Annotated in this window: 14 protein-coding genes; 6 read left to right on the top strand and 8 right to left on the bottom strand. The window is 40.4% G+C overall.

Going from position 1 to position 17,695, the window contains the following annotated elements; all coding sequences use genetic code 11:
• The gene (locus NYP67_RS04000) at window positions 1–2,757 is read left to right on the top strand and encodes a bifunctional lysylphosphatidylglycerol flippase/synthetase MprF (RefSeq protein ID WP_473411201.1); all 2,757 of its coding nucleotides are present in this window, start codon (window positions 1–3) and stop codon (window positions 2,755–2,757) included.
• 75 nt (window positions 2,758–2,832) lie between these two features.
• Here NYP67_RS04000 and NYP67_RS03995 read toward each other — a convergent pair whose 3' ends face one another.
• From NYP67_RS03995 to NYP67_RS03970, 6 genes are all read right to left on the bottom strand, one after another.
• Window positions 2,833–5,430 (bottom strand): ATP-dependent Clp protease ATP-binding subunit, encoded by a 2,598-nt coding sequence (locus NYP67_RS03995; protein ID WP_473411200.1) that lies wholly within the window; start codon window positions 5,428–5,430, stop codon window positions 2,833–2,835.
• Window positions 5,431–5,512: 82 nt separating this feature from the next.
• Entirely contained in the window at window positions 5,513–6,667 is a 1,155-nt protein-coding gene (locus tag NYP67_RS03990; protein WP_473411199.1) for a DUF3027 domain-containing protein, read from the bottom strand.
• Window positions 6,668–6,685: 18 nt separating this feature from the next.
• On the bottom strand, window positions 6,686–7,075 hold the full coding sequence (locus tag NYP67_RS03985; RefSeq protein WP_016635790.1) for a cold-shock protein: 390 nt from the start codon (window positions 7,073–7,075) through the stop codon (window positions 6,686–6,688).
• Window positions 7,076–7,239: 164 nt separating this feature from the next.
• On the bottom strand, window positions 7,240–9,252 hold the full coding sequence (locus tag NYP67_RS03980; protein ID WP_473411198.1) for a sensor histidine kinase: 2,013 nt from the start codon (window positions 9,250–9,252) through the stop codon (window positions 7,240–7,242).
• Between the two features lie 2 nt (window positions 9,253–9,254).
• The gene (locus NYP67_RS03975; protein ID WP_032812835.1) at window positions 9,255–9,995 is read right to left on the bottom strand and encodes a response regulator transcription factor; all 741 of its coding nucleotides are present in this window, start codon (window positions 9,993–9,995) and stop codon (window positions 9,255–9,257) included.
• Window positions 9,996–10,055: 60 nt separating this feature from the next.
• Window positions 10,056–10,790, bottom strand: coding sequence for a hypothetical protein (locus NYP67_RS03970; protein WP_473411222.1), 735 nt, complete (start codon window positions 10,788–10,790; stop codon window positions 10,056–10,058).
• A 161-nt stretch (window positions 10,791–10,951) separates the two neighbouring features.
• Here NYP67_RS03970 and NYP67_RS03965 point away from each other — a divergent pair, with 161 nt between their 5' ends.
• Complete coding sequence (locus NYP67_RS03965) at window positions 10,952–11,245, top strand: WXG100 family type VII secretion target (protein WP_101889275.1); 294 nt, start codon at window positions 10,952–10,954, stop codon at window positions 11,243–11,245.
• 108 nt (window positions 11,246–11,353) lie between these two features.
• Here NYP67_RS03965 and groL read toward each other — a convergent pair whose 3' ends face one another.
• Window positions 11,354–12,979 carry a chaperonin GroEL gene (gene groL, locus NYP67_RS03960; RefSeq protein ID WP_004133211.1) on the bottom strand — a complete coding sequence of 542 codons (1,626 nt, stop codon included), beginning with the start codon at window positions 12,977–12,979 and terminating at the stop codon, window positions 11,354–11,356.
• Window positions 12,980–13,302: 323 nt separating this feature from the next.
• The gene (locus NYP67_RS03955; RefSeq protein ID WP_004133213.1) at window positions 13,303–13,983 is read right to left on the bottom strand and encodes a LytR C-terminal domain-containing protein; all 681 of its coding nucleotides are present in this window, start codon (window positions 13,981–13,983) and stop codon (window positions 13,303–13,305) included.
• A 133-nt stretch (window positions 13,984–14,116) separates the two neighbouring features.
• Between NYP67_RS03955 and NYP67_RS03950 the strand changes: the two genes are divergently transcribed.
• The 4 genes from NYP67_RS03950 to NYP67_RS03935 all read left to right on the top strand — a co-directional run bounded on the left by NYP67_RS03950 (window position 14,117) and on the right by NYP67_RS03935 (window position 17,644).
• On the top strand, window positions 14,117–14,818 hold the full coding sequence (locus tag NYP67_RS03950) for a uracil-DNA glycosylase (RefSeq protein ID WP_004130727.1): 702 nt from the start codon (window positions 14,117–14,119) through the stop codon (window positions 14,816–14,818).
• A gap of 109 nt (window positions 14,819–14,927) precedes the next feature.
• Window positions 14,928–16,064, top strand: a complete 1,137-nt coding sequence (locus NYP67_RS03945) for an AAA family ATPase (RefSeq protein WP_180946727.1) — start codon at window positions 14,928–14,930, stop codon at window positions 16,062–16,064.
• Window positions 16,061–17,077 carry a DUF58 domain-containing protein gene (locus NYP67_RS03940; protein ID WP_102705053.1) on the top strand — a complete coding sequence of 339 codons (1,017 nt, stop codon included), beginning with the start codon at window positions 16,061–16,063 and terminating at the stop codon, window positions 17,075–17,077. Before NYP67_RS03945 ends, NYP67_RS03940 begins: the two co-directional genes overlap by 4 nt.
• 18 nt (window positions 17,078–17,095) lie before the next feature.
• The gene (locus NYP67_RS03935; RefSeq protein WP_102705052.1) at window positions 17,096–17,644 is read left to right on the top strand and encodes a hypothetical protein; all 549 of its coding nucleotides are present in this window, start codon (window positions 17,096–17,098) and stop codon (window positions 17,642–17,644) included.
• Window positions 17,645–17,695: the final 51 nt, after the last annotated feature.

Here is a 17,695-nt window from a genome sequence, read left to right as displayed (position 1 = left end):
ATGCCAAACTTTTTATCAAAAAATCACAAGTCAACAGCAAAACATCATTTGTCTATACTAAGTAATGATGTTAGAATCTGGTTGTCTCAGCGAGTTCTTGCAGTAAAAATCACTCTTGTATTTTTGCTTATAAACCTTGTACATTGGATTTTCCGTACCGTAATGCACATTTACGCATACGGCACAAACGCTACTCTTGCTCAATTTTTCTCACATCATAAGCCTAAAATTGGGTCGCCTTTCCTTTTTGGCCATAAGAATATTCCACAACTTTTGATTAAACTATTCCACTCGCTTTTCTTTGTAAATAGTTTTTCATCTTTAATTGTTAATGCGATTCTGTTGATTATTTTGGTTGGAATGGCAGAAACAAAAATTGGAAAAATACGCTTGCTCTTTGTATCAATATTTAGCACTCTTATTGGAATAGTACTTGGTCTTACTTTAATCGGTAATCTTTCTGCGATCATTCGCAATATGCATTGGATTACGCGAATACCAATTAGACTTTCGCCTTTTACTCTTTTTGTTGGCGCGTTTATGTCTGCAGCAACATGCGAATCAATATTGTGGCGTAGACGAATGCTTGTTTTAGGCTATTCAATAACGTCTGCAATGCTTCTTTATAGTGGAAATCCTGGGGATTATTGCACGATTTTTGCGGCGATTTGTGGCCATATTATTGGCAATTTAATGAACAAGAACATCAAAACTAATACTACTAAAAGCGCAAGTTGGTGGCATGGAACAGACTACGAAATTAGGCGACTGTTTTCAATAGCACAACTTATTATGGCGTTAGGCCCTGTTCTTGCTTTATCTTCAAAATCACATGCTGGAATACTAACAACTCTTGGCTTGTTTATGTCTCCACAAATGGGCACAAAACCTTGGCTTGCAAGATGCATATCGAATTATAGTTCTAGCAGCTGTTTACTTCATTCTGGATTGCAACACGCAACAATTGGCGGTCTTTGGATTCGTATTCTTTTGCCGATTGTAACACTAATGATTATAGCTTGGGGACTTTTACGCGGAAGAAGGCTTGCAGCATATGCGGCTATAACAATTAATGGACTTACTGCAGTTTATGCAACTATGTATTTTGCGATTTTGCCATTAATAGCAGCTAAGCGAGCTATGATTTTCCACAAGAATAATGCAACTTCTATAGCATTTATGCTCACTGCTCTGCCTCCACTTTTAATCGCAATACTATTGTTTATAAACATAAAGCATTTTCCAAATCATAGCGATAAGTTTGAACGCAGAATTGGCTTAGTTGCAATTGTTCTTGCACTATTTTCTACTGGAATAGGATATGTTTGCTTTGGATTAATTGCTCCAAATGAGTTTAAGCCTACAGCAGATTTGCATCATTTACTCCGTGACCTTCCAGGACGTTGGATGCCTATGGGATTTGGAACAAGATCTAACGCAATGCTTATGCCATTAACTCCACTTGCTTCTGCTATTACTCAATGCGTTGGAGTGCTTCTTTGGATTGTTCTTTTTGTTGTTTGCCTTATGTGGTTTAAGAACAAAGTTACTATTAACGAAGACGATCGTAAAAAAGCAAGTCAATTAGTTCATTTTGGCGGAGACACAATGAGCTTTATGACTACTTGGCCAGACAATCACTATTGGTTCTCCAACACGGAACGCTCCGCAATAGCATATAGGCTTAAGTATGGAATTGCTTTAACATTAACAGGGCCTTTTGGAGATAAAACAGAATATAAGAATGATTTGAAAGCGTTTATTCAACTTTGCGAGCAAAACTCTTGGTCTCCAGCTTTCTATGCTGTGCATGAGGAAGACCGCAAAAACCTAGAATCTCTTGGTTTTATGTCTATTAAAGTTGGAAGCGATATGCTTGTTTACCCTAAAGAGTGGCAAACTCGTGGCAAAAAGTGGCAAGATATTCGTACCGCTATAAACAAAGCAAAACGCGATGGAATAACAGATGTTCTTAGCACATACAACGATGCTCCGTGGGAAATTCAACAACAGATTATTGAGATTTCGGAAGAGTGGGCAGAGCTTAAATCTCTTCCAGAGATGAAGTTTACTCTTGGCGGATTAGAAGAATTGCACGATCCTCGAGTAAAAATTTTGTATGCAATTGACAATAACGGCAAGGTTCTTGGCGTTACGAGCTGGATGCCTACTTATAGCAACAATCGCGTAATAGGGTGGACTCTTGATTTTATGAGGCACCGTACGGATAGTCCTAATGGAATTATGGAATTGCTTATTGCAAGAATGGCGGAACGCTTAAGAGATGAAGGACTTGAGAATCCAGAATCTGCTGTGGAATTTATGAGTCTTTCTGCTGCTCCTCTTGCTGGAATAACAGATATTTGCGACTCAAACGATTCTAGTACTTCAACTTCTTTGCAAAATGAAGCGAACACTGTTAATAACAAGGACGATATAGGAAATAATGATAATGATGGCGTAGAACATGCACAAAATGACGTAAATCACCATGAGTCCAACGAGATTATTGTTCATGCTCTAGAGATGATGTCCGACATTTTGGAACCAGCATACGGATTTAAGTCGTTGTACTTCTTTAAGAAAAAGTTCCAACCAACCAATAGTCCTGTGTACATATGCTATTTGGATTCTGCAAAGCTCGCGCAAATATCGCTAGCTGTTACAAGCTCCTATTTGCCAGAAACTAATCCTAAGCAAATTTTAGAAATGCTAAAAACACTTAAGAAAGACGCAAATCAAAAAAATCTCCGTTAATTTGCGTGCTGTAGCTTGCATATTAACGGAGATTAAGTTTATTAAGAGATTTTAATAGAAATCTTAATTGTACAACTAAGACTCCGATTCGACTTTAGAAGCGGAATCAGAGTCAGCTAATTTAGCTGACTCAGTTGATTCAGAAGAATCGCTGGAATCAGTGGATTCTGCCGACTTAGAGTCGCTGCATGCAGAATCAAACTTCTTACCGCGGAAAATAAATTCTCCAAGCAACCCTTCGCCTTCGGCATCCACCTCAACGCACTCGCCGTCTGTTAAATCGCCAAGCAGAATCTTCTCGCTAATAGCATCCTCGATGTCTCGCTGAATAACTCTACGCAATGGCCTTGCTCCAAGAAGCGGGTCAAAGCCCTTCTGCGCAAGAAGATTCTTAGCTTCATCTGTAAGCTCCAAAGCCATATGACGCTCAAACAAGCGGTCGTTCAAACGCTTAACATCTAAGTCAACAATTTGACGAACCTCTGGCTCAGTAAGCTGACGGAACACAATAGTATCGTCTAAACGGTTAAGGAACTCTGGGCGGAATTGACGCTTAAGCTCGGAATTAACTTGATCCTTCATACGCTGATAAGAAGCATCCGCGTTATTACCAAGGCTAAATCCTGTGTTTGCTGCCTTAGCAATATCTCGAGTACCAAGATTCGTAGTCAAGATAATAATAGTGTTCTTAAAATCAACTTTTCGGCCTTGACCATCTGTTAAGTGGCCATCATCCAAAACTTGCAACAACGTGTTGAAAATATCTGGATGCGCCTTCTCAATCTCGTCGAACAAAACCACAGAGAATGGCTTTCTACGAACCTTCTCCGTAAGCTCGCCACCTTCCTCGTAGCCAACATAGCCTGGAGGAGCACCAAAAAGACGCGAAGCTGCATACTTTTCTGCAAACTCCGACATATCTACGCGAATAAGCGCATCGTCGTCGTCAAACAAGAACTGAGCCAAAGTCTTAGCAAGCTCAGTTTTACCAACACCAGTAGGGCCAGCAAAAATAAACGAGCCAGCAGGACGCTTTGGATCCTTCAAGCCCACTCGAGCACGACGAATCGAGCGAGAAAGCGCACAAACAGCCTCATCTTGACCAATAATGCGCTTATGCAGTTCTGCTTCCATGCCAAGCAGCTTTTTAGACTCTGCTTGCGTGAGCTTAACAACAGGAATACCAGTTGTATTAGAAACAACAGATGCAATCACATCTTCGTCTACAACCATATTCACATTGGATTCGCCTTCGCGCCAAGCTTGCTCTTTAATCTTACGATCTTCTTCAAGCTTCTCTTGCTCATCTCGCAAGTCGGCAGCTTTTTCAAAATCTTGATTCTTAATAGCTTCGTCTTTTTTATCGGAAAGCTTAGAAATCTTAGAATCAAGTTCTTTAAGCTCTGAAGGCTCTGTTAAGCGCTTAATTCGCAATCGAGCACCAGCTTCGTCAATCAAGTCAATCGCCTTATCTGGCAAATTGCGATCTTGAATGTATCGAGCAGACATTTCTGCTGCAGATTGCAAAGCACCATCCGTAATGGTTACATGATGATGATTCTCGTAACGCGCGCGCAAGCCCTTTAGAATTTCAATTGTCTCTGCAATAGAAGGCTCTTGAACCTGAATTGGCTGGAATCTACGTTCCAAAGCCGCATCCTTTTCAATATACTTTCTATACTCATCTGTAGTTGTAGCACCAATCGTTTGCATCTCACCGCGCGCAAGCATAGGCTTAAGCATATCGGAAGCGCCCAAAGCGCCATCAGCAGCGCCCGCTCCAACAATAGTGTGAATCTCGTCAATAAATAGAACAATATCTCCGCGAGTCTTAATCTCTTTAAGCACCTTCTTTAAGCGCTCTTCAAAATCGCCGCGGTAACGAGAGCCTGCAACCATTGAGCCAAGATCGAGGGAATAAACTTGCTTACCCTTTAACGTTTCTGGAACGTCTCCAGCAACAATCTTTTGCGCAAGACCTTCTACAACAGCTGTTTTACCAACGCCTGGATCGCCAATAAGAACAGGATTATTCTTTGTTCTTCTAGAAAGCACAACCATAACGCGCTCGATTTCTTTAGAGCGTCCAATAACAGGATCAAGCTTGCCTTGTTGAGCTTCGTTAGTAAGATTTCTTCCAAACTGATCTAAAAGAGCAGAACCAGACTGATTGCGTTTATCTTGAACTCCCCCAGCATTTGCAAGATCTGCTCCTTGAGCGTCCGCAGGAATGCCAGAATTGCCACGAATCAAATCCATTGCCGTGCTACGAAGATCGCCTAAATCAACCTCCATTTTAATAAGCACTTGCGTTCCAACGCCTTCGCCTTCTCTAATAAGGCCTAAAAGAATATGCTCCGTACCAATATAACTATGACCAAGTTGCAAAGCTTCACGCAAACTAAGCTCAAGCACCTGCTTAGCATGCGGAGTAAAAGGTATGTGGCCATTAGGCGAAACAGTGCCCGTGCCAATCATCTCTTTTACTTGTTTGCGAGTACCGTCTAAATCTACGCCTTTTGCGCTCAAAGCTTTCGCTGCTATTCCTTCGCCTTCTCTAATAAGGCCTAAAAGAATATGCTCCGTACCAATGTAGTTATGCTGAAGAGCGCGCGCTTCTTCTTGCGCTAGCACAATAACACGCCGAGCGCGGTCAGTAAACCGTTCAAACATAATTGCCTTCCGTTTTTATCCTTGTTCCATGGTAACGAGTTGCCATGACTCTAGAGCAATGCTCTCTATAGAATCCGTGGGACTAATCGTTTGGTTGCGGATTATTATTTGAGTCAAAATTATCTTCAGATTCTGCACTATCTACGATTTGTGCACTGCTTTTGGATTCTGCAATATCTTCATTGTGCAAACCATCTTCATTGTGCTCTTCGCTATCTTGATTATTCTCAACTAAAACGCGCTTACGCCTTGTCTTGCGATTTTCTTTACTATCTTCAATCGCTTCTTCTATAAGCTCAACATCTGCGCGTTCTTCTCTAGGTGTTTGAGGAACAATCTCAATGTGATAGTCGTCGTAAGCAGGCTCTGATTGAACCCAAAGCTGCGATGGCTCAGGAGGCGCTATTTCGGAATGTTCTCCGCATCCATGATCAAGCGCAACCACTCGCCCATCGTCTGGGCTCCACATATTTGCGCAAACTCCAAACATGTTTCCAAGACTTCCCGCAAGAGGAATCATAAATCCACATGACGAGCAAGCTTTTCCATCCGCAATCTTAGTAGAAAGCGACTTTGGTCCATGTTGACCCGCATACCATCTTTTCGCAGTTTGAGCTATAGCTTGAGCAGTCATAACTCTTTTTCGAGTTAAGCGGAAAGTTTCAACAGCATCTTCAAAATCTTCTTTTGACTCCCCATTTTCAAGATTTTCATCATCTTCTGCACTTGCGTTATCTGCATTATATGCGCTTTCACTATCCGAACTATCCGCGCCATTTTCGCTATTCTCGTTATTTGCGTCGTTATTACTGTTTTCACTATCTTTAGCGCATTGCGAACCGTCTTCAGATTCATCATTTTCTTTAGCACCATCAAGCTTAACGCCATCTTCAAGCCTGGAGTCATCTTCTGCAGTGCCGATTGAATCCATAACAGAAAGATCCGTAGGCCTAAGTCTATCTTTCCAAGGAACCCAAGGAGGAGGAAGTAACGAATCTTCAGTTGGAGCAAGACTAGACTCGTTAACAGTCCAACGACCAGCATCTTCATCATAATACAGCGTTACCGACCATTGCCAGCCTTCATAGCCAAGCATAGTGCAAGCAAAACGGAAATCAGTAACATTACTACCAAGCTCCGTTTTGCCTACAAAATCGCCTACAGCGTTTTTGCGCTCCGAAGTTTCCACAGCAACTTCATAAGCAAGCTCCTGCGGATTTATTACTTCATCTTCCATAAAAAATCCTGTTAACTATTAATCTTGTACGTCAAAATTATCTGCTACAGCACGCAACAAGTGCGCAAGCTTTTTAGATTCCGCACTAGATGGATAATGGCGTCTACGCAAGCCGTTGCCAGCAGAGTCCAAAAGCTTAATAAGGTCTTCTACAATTGCAGCCATATCTTCTGCTTTTGGCCTTGTAGCCTTTACAAGCGAAGGAGCAGAAGCTACGAGTGTAAGTCCCATTGCTTGCGGGCCTTTGCGTCCTTCTACAACAGAAAATTCCACACGCGTACCTTTACGCAATTCTTTTATTGACGATGGCAAGGCAGAAGAAGGCAAGAATACATCTTTGCCGTCTTCATCCACTATAAAGCCATATCCCTTTTGGGAATCATACCAACGAACGCGCCCGTTGGGCATAACACACCTCACTCAAATTCACTAAACTTTATGCGAATCATCAATTCTACTACATCCACATAACTCTACAGATTCACACTTTTCTAATTGTAGCGCATGAATCTAGAACAACCTAAATAATCTAAACAGTCTAAATAACCTACAGTCTAAACAACCTAAGCAATCTAAACAGTCTTGTTATTTTCAACACCACTAATAGAGTCACTTGTAAGCATTTTATTTGATTTATCTACATTATTTTCTTTGTTTGCACTATCGCTACTATCACCGCTATCGCTACTATCGTCAATAATAACATTTGGTAATACAACTGTAAGAGTTAAACCGTGAGGATTAGAATCCAAAGATTCATCTCCATTCAATGTTATATCTGCAGAAATATCTGTAGCAAAATTATCTTCACTAGTTCTATACGCACAAGACGTTGTTGCGCAAATCAAACCGCGATGAGCTTTAACAACAGATTGCGCAATAGACATGCCCAAGCCTGTACCGCCCTTTTCCATGGCTCTAGAAGGATCAGCAATATAGAAACGCTCAAAAATATGAGGCAACGATTCTTCTGGAACTCCAGGACCGTGATCAACAACCCTTATAACAACGTAAGAGCTGCCAGCACCTGTTGATTGGCTAACTTCTGCAGCCTCCAAAAAATCCTTAAGAGACTTAGAAACAGCGCTCATTTTTTGCAAAGCTTCTGGAGTAATCGAAGCTTTAAAAATTCCCATTCCGATTTCTACAGGAGAATCACTTGGAGTATAACGATGAATGTTGCCAACAATATTAGTAAGAACTTGACGCAACCTTGCTCCATCGCCCTTTATAGTAACGTTAGGAAGCGAGCCCGGAGTAAAAATAAACTTTCTATCAAGATTACAATTTGTAGGCTTAGAGCAATCCATTAGCTTTAAGTCGTCTGCTAAATACAATGTTCCTTGCTGCACAACTCTAACTTGATCAAGCGCGCGCAAATCATTAGCAGCATCTTTAAGAATTGGAGTTACATTAACAGTTTGAGAAACATTGATTCCTCGCCCCTCATCAAATCGCGCTAGCGAAAGCAAATCTTCAACAAGCTCCGTCATTCTTTCGCTAGAAGCCTTAATGTGAGCAATTGAATCATCAGCCTTATCTTGCTGACCAGCAACGCCTCTCCACATGTAATACAATTCTGCATAACCGTGAATCGCAGCTAGTGGCGTTCTAAGCTCGTGACTTGCATCCGAAACAAAACGTTTCATTTTTTCTGTCATTGCTTCTTGATCGTTAAAGCCTTGCTCAATTCTAGAAAGCATTGAATTTAAGCTTGCTGCCAAAGACCCAACTTCCGTGTTTTCTGGAGCAGATGGAACTCGTCTGCTTAAATCTCCAGAAGCAATTTTAGAAGCTGTTTTTTCTATTCTTTTTAGCGGAACAAGAGTTGATTGAATAATCAAAGCAGACAAAACTGCACCAAGCAAAATAACAGTTATACTAACCATTAAACAATAGCGCGTAAGAGTATTTAGAGTATCCATTTGGTCGCTTAGAGAAAGCGCTATATAAACGTAACCTCTAACGCGCATTTCGGAGTTGTAACCACTGCGATTACCCCATGTAAGAACTAGTACGCGCCACGGCGACTGAGCAACCTTTGCAGTTGCTTCATCAACGCTTTTAAGGTCGCCATGAACAACAGCAGGAGATGTAAACGGCTTTCTTTTTATAACAACGCTGTTGATTTCTCCATCTTCTGGCAGCGTTGGCATAGAAACAACGTCTCCTTTAAGCGGAGGAACCAAAGGCGTTGTAATAATTTTGTTATTAGTGTCTCGAATTTGCAAGAAATAGTCATTTGGACCAACAGTTGGATCTTTTGAATCCTTTTTTCTAAGCAAATCAATATTGTCGTAAATAAGCTGGGCTTGATCTGCCAACTGAGCATCGGTTTTATCTAGCAAATAGCTTCCAACTAATTGCCTAATCGACAATGATATGCAAAATGCTGCAATAGTTAAAACTACAAGCGTACATGCCACTAATCGAGTGCTTAACGGTATTGCATCTAGATGTTTACGTATCCATTTTGCTGCTTTATGCTTTTTATTAGGATTATTGTTTTTGCTTTTATAATCCGCATTTGCATTAGCAACTTCTGGATTATGAATAGCGACTTCCGCAGACTTGCCACTATTCATAATCAGGCTTGACCTGCCTTTGGTACGCGAATCATGTAACCAATTCCGCGCTTAGTTTCAATAAGTGGAACGACTTTCTCTATAGAGCCGTCGTCATGCTTAATCTCAATACCGTCGATTTTCTTTCTAAGATAAGAAATATAGGATTCAACGATTGCTGCGTCTCCACCCCAATCGTATTGCCAAACGTGATTAAGAATCTGGCTTTTAGACAACACTCTGCCTTCGTTATCCATTAAGTAATGCAAAAGCTTGTATTCCGTAGGACTTAGCTCGATTGGAACTCCAGCTCTAGAAACATCGTGCGAGTCCTCATTAATCTCTAAATCTGCAACGCGCACAACAGGGGTGTCTTCTTCTGGCTCTTGAGTTCTGCGCAAAATCGCACGAATTCTAGCAACTACTTCTTCTAGGCTAAAAGGTTTTGTAACGTAGTCATCTCCACCAACTGTTAAGCCCATAATCTTATCTTGAGTATCATCTCTAGCTGTAAGAAACAGCACTGGCACTACCACACCATTTTGGCGGATTCGCCTTGTAACAGTAAACCCATCAATATCTGGTAGCATAACGTCCATAACAATAAGATCTGGATGAACGCGCTCTATAACCTCGATTGCTTCCGATCCAGAGGCAGCGGTTTCTACGTCAAATCCAGCAAAGTGCAACGATGCAACCAAAAGTTCACGAATTGAAGGTTCGTCATCGACCACAACAATAGATGCTTCTACATTCTTACCCATACTGTTTAGCATCACTTATAAAGCTGAATGTTTCCTGAGTGTTTCCTGGAAAAAATAATTTTATTTATGCGATGCGTGCCTACGCTTAGCTTTTCTAAATCCTAGTTTAACTTGCTTTAGCACATAATTTCTTCTATAAAGTACAATCGCAACAATTACAAACAATGCTGCAATCACAACAATCATAACAATAGTTGCAATAATACTTGTTGAAGGCGTAACCGCTGTTTTTTTAGCTCTAGAAATCTGCTTCATAAGCAAAATCGCAGACTTAGCCCAGTCAGCACCTTGCGCGTTAACTAATGGCCTGTAAGCTGCATCCGACAATAAGTCAACCGTTGTTTTTCTTTTAAGCCATTCATCGGAATTAGGCGAAACTGCAACAACAAGCCTTCCATCATGAGTAGCAATTGCTAAAAGAACAGTGTTTGGAGCTGGATTCGTGCTTGTTAATAAATCGCTAGCCCACTTTGATGGGTCTTTGCTGCCGCTAAAATTAGCTAAATAAAGAAGGCGCACAGATACGCCTGTTTGCTTTTTTGTGCTAGCAGTCATATCAGAGACTTTTGCAACGGAATCCCCTAGAAGATTTTCCGTATCTGTAATTGAATCAGTAGCAACAATGCCATAATTATTAGAACTTTTATTTGCTAAATCACCATTTTTTGATTCATCTTCCGCAAAAGCAATGCTTGCAAATAAAGCAATTTGGCTTAAAAACGCAAGCATTATAAGTGTGCATAAGCCTTTAACCACATTAGTAAAAAAATCTTTGTCATAATCGCTTAATGGCATATATTCATAATACCGTGTTTTTAGATTACAAGAAACAAGAGCAAAATTAAGTTTTAGACGCATCATTCTGTACAAACACATTCTATACAAGCATTAGAGAACACGGAAATAAAAAAAAAACATAGAAAAACACATACATTTACAAACATTAAGGAGTAAAAATGGCACAATTTAGAGTAGACTCAGAGCAAATTCAGCAATCTGCCGCAGCAGTCGGATCTTCGATTAATGCGATTCGAGATGCAACAAATGGAATGTACGCAAATCTACAGCAATTACAAAGCGTGTGGACTGGCCCTGCTGCAACTCAGTTTGCAACAACCGCTGGGCAATGGCGTGCAGCACACCAACAAATGGAGCAATCTCTAGAGGCAATTCAATTAGCAATGCAAAATGTTTCTAACATTTACATGGATACAGAAGCACAAGCAACTTCCTTGTTTGCAATGAACTAAACAAAAGTCACAAATCACAAAAACAAAAACAAACATGAGCGGCAAAGTCAAAACTTTACCGCTCATGTATTGATAACTAAACAGACTCAATCAAAGAGTTAATTTAATTTAGTAGCCCATCTCTGCGCCGCCTGCAGGAGCTGCAGCTGGCTTTTCTGGCTTATTTGCAACAACAGCTTCGGTTGTTAAGAACAAACCAGCAATAGAAGCAGCATTCTGTAGAGCAGAACGAGTTACCTTAACTGGGTCGGTAACGCCAGCAGCCATCAAATCTTCGTAAGCGTTGGTTGCAGCGTTAAAGCCTTGGCCTTCTGGAAGCTCGCGAACCTTGTTAAGAACAACATCTCCAGAAACACCGCTATTTTGAGCAATCTGCTTGATTGGAGCTTCTACAGCGCGGAACACGATTGCAGCGCCAGTAGCTTCTTCGCCCTTAAGATTTGCGACTTCGGCAGACTTCTCAACCTTTGCAGCAGCTTGAACAAGAGCAACGCCACCACCTGGGAGCAAGCCCTCTTCGATTGCAGCCTTAGCGTTACGCACTGCATCTTCAATGCGATGCTTGCGCTCCTTGGCTTCTACTTCTGTAGCAGCGCCAACCTTAATAACGGCAACTCCACCAGCAAGCTTTGCAAGACGCTCCTGAAGCTTTTCGCGATCGTAATCGGAATCGGTATTTTCGATTTCGCCGCGAATCTGAGCAACACGAGCCTCAACGTCTTCCTTAGAGCCAGCACCAGAAACGATAGTTGTTTCGTCCTTAGAAACAATCACCTTAGATGCATGACCAAACACAGATGCATCGATAGAATCAAGCTTTAAGCCAAGGTCGTCAGAAACAACCTGAGCGCCAGTCAAAATTGCCATATCTTGCAACATTGCCTTGCGACGATCGCCAAAGCCTGGAGCCTTAACAGCTACAGTGTTGAAAGTGCCACGAATCTTGTTAAGAACAAGAGTTGGCAAAGCTTCGCCATCAACATCTTCCGCAATAATAAGCAATGGCTTACCAGACTTCATAACAAGTTCTGCAACATGAACAATGTCTTGCTGGCTAGAAACCTTGCCAGAAGTGAGCAAAATGTATGGATCTTCCAAAACAGCAGTCTGATCTTCTGCGTTAGTTACAAAGTAAGGAGAAATGTAACCCTTATCAAAGCGCATGCCTTCTGTAAAGTCCAAATCAAGACCAAACTTGTTGTTGTCTTCAACAGTAACAACGCCGTCTTGACCAACCTTATCTAGAGCTTCTGCAATCTTTTCGCCAACTTCTGGGTCGGCAGCAGAAATCGTAGCAGTAGCAGCGATTTGATCCTTTGTTTCAACATCTTTAGCAGACGCAAGCAATTCCTTAACAATTGCTTCGGAAGCTTTTTCAATGCCGCGGCGAAGAGCAATTGGATTGCTACCAGCAACAACGTTCTTTAAGCCTTCGTGCACCAAAGACTGAGCCAAAACAGTAGCGGTTGTAGTGCCGTCGCCTGCAACGTCATCAGTCTTCTTAGCAACTTCCTTAACTAATTCAGCACCAATACGCTCGTATGGGTCTTCAAGGTCAATCTCTTTAGCGATTGAAACGCCATCATTAGTGATTGTTGGAGCGCCGTAAGACTTATCTAGAACTACGTTACGACCCTTTGGTCCAAGAGTGACCTTTACTGTATTTGCAAGCTTATCAAGACCAGCAAGCATACCCTGGCGGGCATCCTCTTCATAGGCAATAATCTTTGCCATTATTCCTCCACATAAATTAACTATGGACACTCACTCATGCTTCTTTTAGCTAATCAACCGTCAGCTGTTGACTAAACCGTTAAACTGAGTGCTAAATGAAGATTAGCACTCTACATGCCCGAGTGCCAACTATAATCAAAAATCTATAGAAAAAATCTATAGTATAAAATCAAAAATAGCCAATCAAAAAGCCACTTATTGTAGTTTTTCAATTGACTATTTAAGTATTTATTTATTAATCAAATTTATTACATCACTTGTTGCGTCACTTATTTAATGCACTCGCACATATGCAATCGCACACATGCAATCTAATTGCACATTTACTTGCACAAAACAACAACAATAGTGGTTGCTATTTGATTTGCAGGCTCAACATTGCTAATTCCAAGCGTCTTAGCAATATCTTCAGCAGCAGATCGATTCTCGTCTCCCTTATACCAAACAACGGAATCAGCAGGAACGTTTCCAGAAGGATTTGCAGCTTCTACGCTTGCATAGCCTGCTTGCTTAAGCTTTGCTGCTTCTTGAGCCGCATGACCCTGAATCTTTGTTGCGTTAACAACTCTTACTGGAACAGTCTTGTTAATAGGTTGTTCAGAAGAATTTGAGTCGCTTGCATTATTGTCTTTAGAATCCTTAGAGCTATTATCATTTTTATCTGTTTTGTTTGACTTATCTTCTTTTACTGGATCTCTATCTTCGTCTGAATCGTCATTAGCATTATCAGACTTGCTCTTGTGCTCATCAATCTTACCGCTCTTAACGTTAGAAGACTTAGCAGTTGTTGACTGATTTGCACTCCAAGGCAAACGAATATTGTTGATTTCTCCAGACATAATAGCCCACGCAAAAACGCCTAAAATAACAGCTACAGCTATGACTACTACATATGGGAGCAATACAGCATACCAAGCGCGATTTCCGCGATGAACACCAACAGGGCCTTCTGGTGGATTATCAAAAGCATCTGGCGTAAACGACACGTTCTGCTTATGCGCCATAATTGCATCCCTTCTAAAAACTATCTAAACAATATGAATCCATATTAGCGAATGCCGCGCACAAAGCGTAAAAAATTTATTTATTTTTATATTTGATTTTGGATTTATCGCCCTTGTTTTAGAGTTGATAATCATGAATATTAAGAATAGAAAATCTTTGCACGAACTAATAGACCCAGATTGGGCAAATGCTCTTGAGCCAGTTGAACCGCAAATCCACAAAATGGGAGACTTCTTGCGCGAAGAGATGGCATGCGGAAGGCGATTTTTGCCAGAAAGTCATAATATTCTTAGAGCTTTTACTATTCCATTTAATCAAATAAAAGTTCTTATTGTTGGCCAAGACCCATACCCTACTCCAGGCCACCCCGTTGGTCTTAGTTTTTGTGTAGATGCTCGTGTTAAACCGTTGCCTAAAAGTCTGACTAATATTTACAAAGAATTAGTTAGCGACTTAAACGTTCCAATGCCTAAAAATGGCGATTTAACACCTTGGACTAAGCAAGGCGTAATGCTTTTGAACAGATGCCTTAGCGTAGAAGCTGGAAAAGCTAATAGTCATCAAGGAAAAGGCTGGGAACAAATCACAGATGCTGCAATAACAGCATTAAATAATCGTAAAGATGCTAATGGCAAACCACTTCCACTTGTGGCTATTCTTTGGGGCAGAAACGCTCAAAGCCTAGCACCTCTTCTTACAAATGCAATAATTATTCAATCCCCTCATCCAAGCCCACTTTCTGCTTCAAGAGGATTTTTTGGATCAAAGCCATTTTCTAGAGCAAATCAAGCATTAATATCTCTAGGCGCAACACCAATTGACTGGAGTTTATAGAAATCTAAAGCACATAGCAAGCTGGAGTTTATAGAAAAACGAGTAAAGACTTGCCAAAAATAGAAACTAAAAACATCTAAGGTAGCGCATATCGGTTAAAATAAAACGCATGGCATTATTCCCTCCACAACCAAATAGTCAAAATAATAGCGAAAATACTGGTGTTTTCTCTCTTCCACCTCAACCGCGCATACCTGCTTCTAATGGTGTTGCTTCTAGCACAATAGACGAAGTAAATCAGCCAATATCTGCAGGCGTGTCTAACGAAAGCATTAAAAAAGCACAGCAAATAGCTGCCATTCTTCGCTCCAGATTCACGCAAACGCTTGTAGGCCAAGATTCACTTAGAGAATCACTTATTTTGACGCTTATTGCTGGGGGCCACATTCTTATTGAATCAGTTCCAGGACTTGCAAAAACAACTGCTGCGCAGACTCTTGCAACAGCTATGTCTGGAAGTTTTAAGCGAATTCAATGCACTCCTGATTTAATGCCAGCAGACTTAGTTGGAACACAAGTTTTTGACTTTGCTTCTCAAAGATTTACCACACAAATCGGCCCTATTCACGCAAACGTGATTCTTTTAGACGAAATCAATCGTTCTAACGCAAAAACACAATCCGCTATGCTAGAAGCAATGGCCGAAGGCGCAACAACAATAGGCGGGGAACGCATTAATCTGCCTCAGCCTTTTATGGTTATTGCTACGCAAAATCCTATTGAAGAAGAAGGCACATTTAATCTTCCAGAAGCTCAAATGGATCGTTTTATGCTTAAAGCAGTTATGACTTATCCTTCGCCTAGCGAAGAAGTAAGTATGCTAGAGCTTCTAACAAACAGAGGAAGTGACGTTTTTAATCCTCAAACGCTTAATAGTCAAAAAATAAGTTTGCAAGATGTTACTTTTTTGCGCGCAGCTGCTAAGCGAGTGCATGTTTCGGAAGCTGTTATGAACTATGCTGTAGATATTGTTGCAACTTCTAGAGGCCAAGGAAGTCATCCTCTTAAAACTATTTCTTCGCTAGTTAGAATGGGAGCAAGCCCTAGAGCTTCTATTGCTTTGATCCGCATTGGTCAAGCTCAAGCTTTGCTTTCTGGAAGAGATTACGTTATTCCAGAAGATGTTAAAAAGTTTGCTCACGAAGTTCTTAGACACAGAATTCTTTTGACTTTTGAAGCTTTAGCGGATTCGATTACTAGCGATCAAGTTATTGATGCAATAGTGAAGACGGTTCCTGCACCATGATTTTTGCAAAACTGCTTAACGCTTATTCTCATCCAACTTTTTTTGCTAATAATGCTAAAAGAAGTTTGCTATGCTCCGATTCGTCTAAAAAAGTTAGAAGAAAAATCGAAGTGTTGGACAATCGCCTAAATTTACCACTTGCAAAAAAATCTTTAAGCATTTTCGAAGGAGAACATCCTTCTAGTCAAAAATTTGGCAATGGCGACTTAGTAGACGTTCACGCGTGGCAGCCTGGAGACGAAGCCAGAATGATTAATTGGAAAGCCAGCGCAAGAGTTGGCGAGCCGATGGTTTCTTCCAGGCAGCGCGAATCTTCTTCTAAAACTTGGATTCTTGTGGATTCTAGCGTAAATATGAATGCTTCTTGCGCATCTAAAAGCAATGAGTACTTATATGAGACTGCTTCTAACACAGCATGCTTTTTTGCGTCTTTAAGCTTAAAACGCAACGATTCGCTTAATTGCGCTTTATTTGATGGAGATAATATTTTAAGAATCCCATCTTGCAGGAATCTTCCTGATTTTGAACGTAGCTTAGATATTTCACTATGCAATGCACGCAAAAAGACTAGAAACACAAATGCAATTATTGATTTTGCTAATTCGATTACGCAAAAACATAGTTTAATCGTAATAATTACGGACGAATACGCTATTTTGCAAAAACATTTTAATGATTTACAAAAAATCGCAAGTTTACATTCTTTAATAGTTGTAACAATAAATCCTGTAAACCCATTTAGCGCGTCTAAAAATATTCCAATAGTTGATGGAACAACTATGCGCAAAATACCAGCGTTTTTAATAGATGATTCATGCGCTAAAGAGGTAAAAGCACATAGAGCATTTGTAAACAACGCTTTGCACGATTGCTTAAACACTTATAAGGCTTGCCTTATACGAGGATCTTCCAGCAGCCAAATATTCCATTCTTTAGCTAAATTTATTTGCAACGCAACTTTGCAAAATAGCGTTTTTAATGTTAAGAAGAATCAAGATTTACTCTTAGAGTAGTTTGGGTTGGTGTAATCAGTGAGTATTCTTAATGTTCAAAAGGTTCTAAACGACGAAACAATGCTACTTGCTTTTATTGGTTTAAGCATAATAGTGGCACTTTTAGCAAGCGCAATGCTCTACTTTGCTATATGCAAAATCAATCCTAAAGTTAATGCTAAAAAAGATGTAAAAAATGCTGCTCATATTCTAAATGCAAATAAGCAAGAATGGCGTAAAAAAATCGAGCAAGTTGTAGCTGAATACAACCAAAACAAAATTAAAAAAGATCAAGCTTTTGCAAAATTAGCTCAAATTGCAAGACAATACGTTTCAATAATCAGTGGCGAAAACATTAAATCACATACCCTTTCAGACATAAGTTCGTTTAGAAACTCTTGGAAGAACACGCATGGAGCAGACTTATTGCGTCAAACGATTGCAGCACTATACCCTCCTGAATTTGCAGATACTAAATATAATAATCAAGCTAAAAATACGGATGTTGATCAAGGCGCAAGATGGGTTCTTATTCTTCTTGAAAGTTGGAAAACAAAGGAAAATAAGCCAAAGGAGAATAAAAAATGACATTCTCCACTTTAAGCACATGCACTTTTGCAATACATAATTTTGCAATGC

It is taken from the genome of Gardnerella sp. c23Ub_4 (genome assembly GCF_055804115.1).
Note: the sequence above shows the minus strand (reverse complement) of the source record. Positions and strands in the feature narration are given on the sequence as shown.

Coding starts and splice junctions, on each gene's coding strand:
- NYP67_RS04000 (WP_473411201.1), top strand. CDS start 1: ATGCCAAACTTTTTATCAAAAAATCACAAGTCAACAGCAAAACATCAT.
- NYP67_RS03995 (WP_473411200.1), bottom strand. CDS start 5,430: ATGTTTGAACGGTTTACTGACCGCGCTCGGCGTGTTATTGTGCTAGCG.
- NYP67_RS03990 (WP_473411199.1), bottom strand. CDS start 6,667: ATGGAAGATGAAGTAATAAATCCGCAGGAGCTTGCTTATGAAGTTGCT.
- NYP67_RS03985 (WP_016635790.1), bottom strand. CDS start 7,075: ATGCCCAACGGGCGCGTTCGTTGGTATGATTCCCAAAAGGGATATGGC.
- NYP67_RS03980 (WP_473411198.1), bottom strand. CDS start 9,252: ATGAATAGTGGCAAGTCTGCGGAAGTCGCTATTCATAATCCAGAAGTT.
- NYP67_RS03975 (WP_032812835.1), bottom strand. CDS start 9,995: ATGGGTAAGAATGTAGAAGCATCTATTGTTGTGGTCGATGACGAACCT.
- NYP67_RS03970 (WP_473411222.1), bottom strand. CDS start 10,790: ATGCCATTAAGCGATTATGACAAAGATTTTTTTACTAATGTGGTTAAA.
- NYP67_RS03965 (WP_101889275.1), top strand. CDS start 10,952: ATGGCACAATTTAGAGTAGACTCAGAGCAAATTCAGCAATCTGCCGCA.
- groL (WP_004133211.1), bottom strand. CDS start 12,979: ATGGCAAAGATTATTGCCTATGAAGAGGATGCCCGCCAGGGTATGCTT.
- NYP67_RS03955 (WP_004133213.1), bottom strand. CDS start 13,983: ATGGCGCATAAGCAGAACGTGTCGTTTACGCCAGATGCTTTTGATAAT.
- NYP67_RS03950 (WP_004130727.1), top strand. CDS start 14,117: ATGAATATTAAGAATAGAAAATCTTTGCACGAACTAATAGACCCAGAT.
- NYP67_RS03945 (WP_180946727.1), top strand. CDS start 14,928: ATGGCATTATTCCCTCCACAACCAAATAGTCAAAATAATAGCGAAAAT.
- NYP67_RS03940 (WP_102705053.1), top strand. CDS start 16,061: ATGATTTTTGCAAAACTGCTTAACGCTTATTCTCATCCAACTTTTTTT.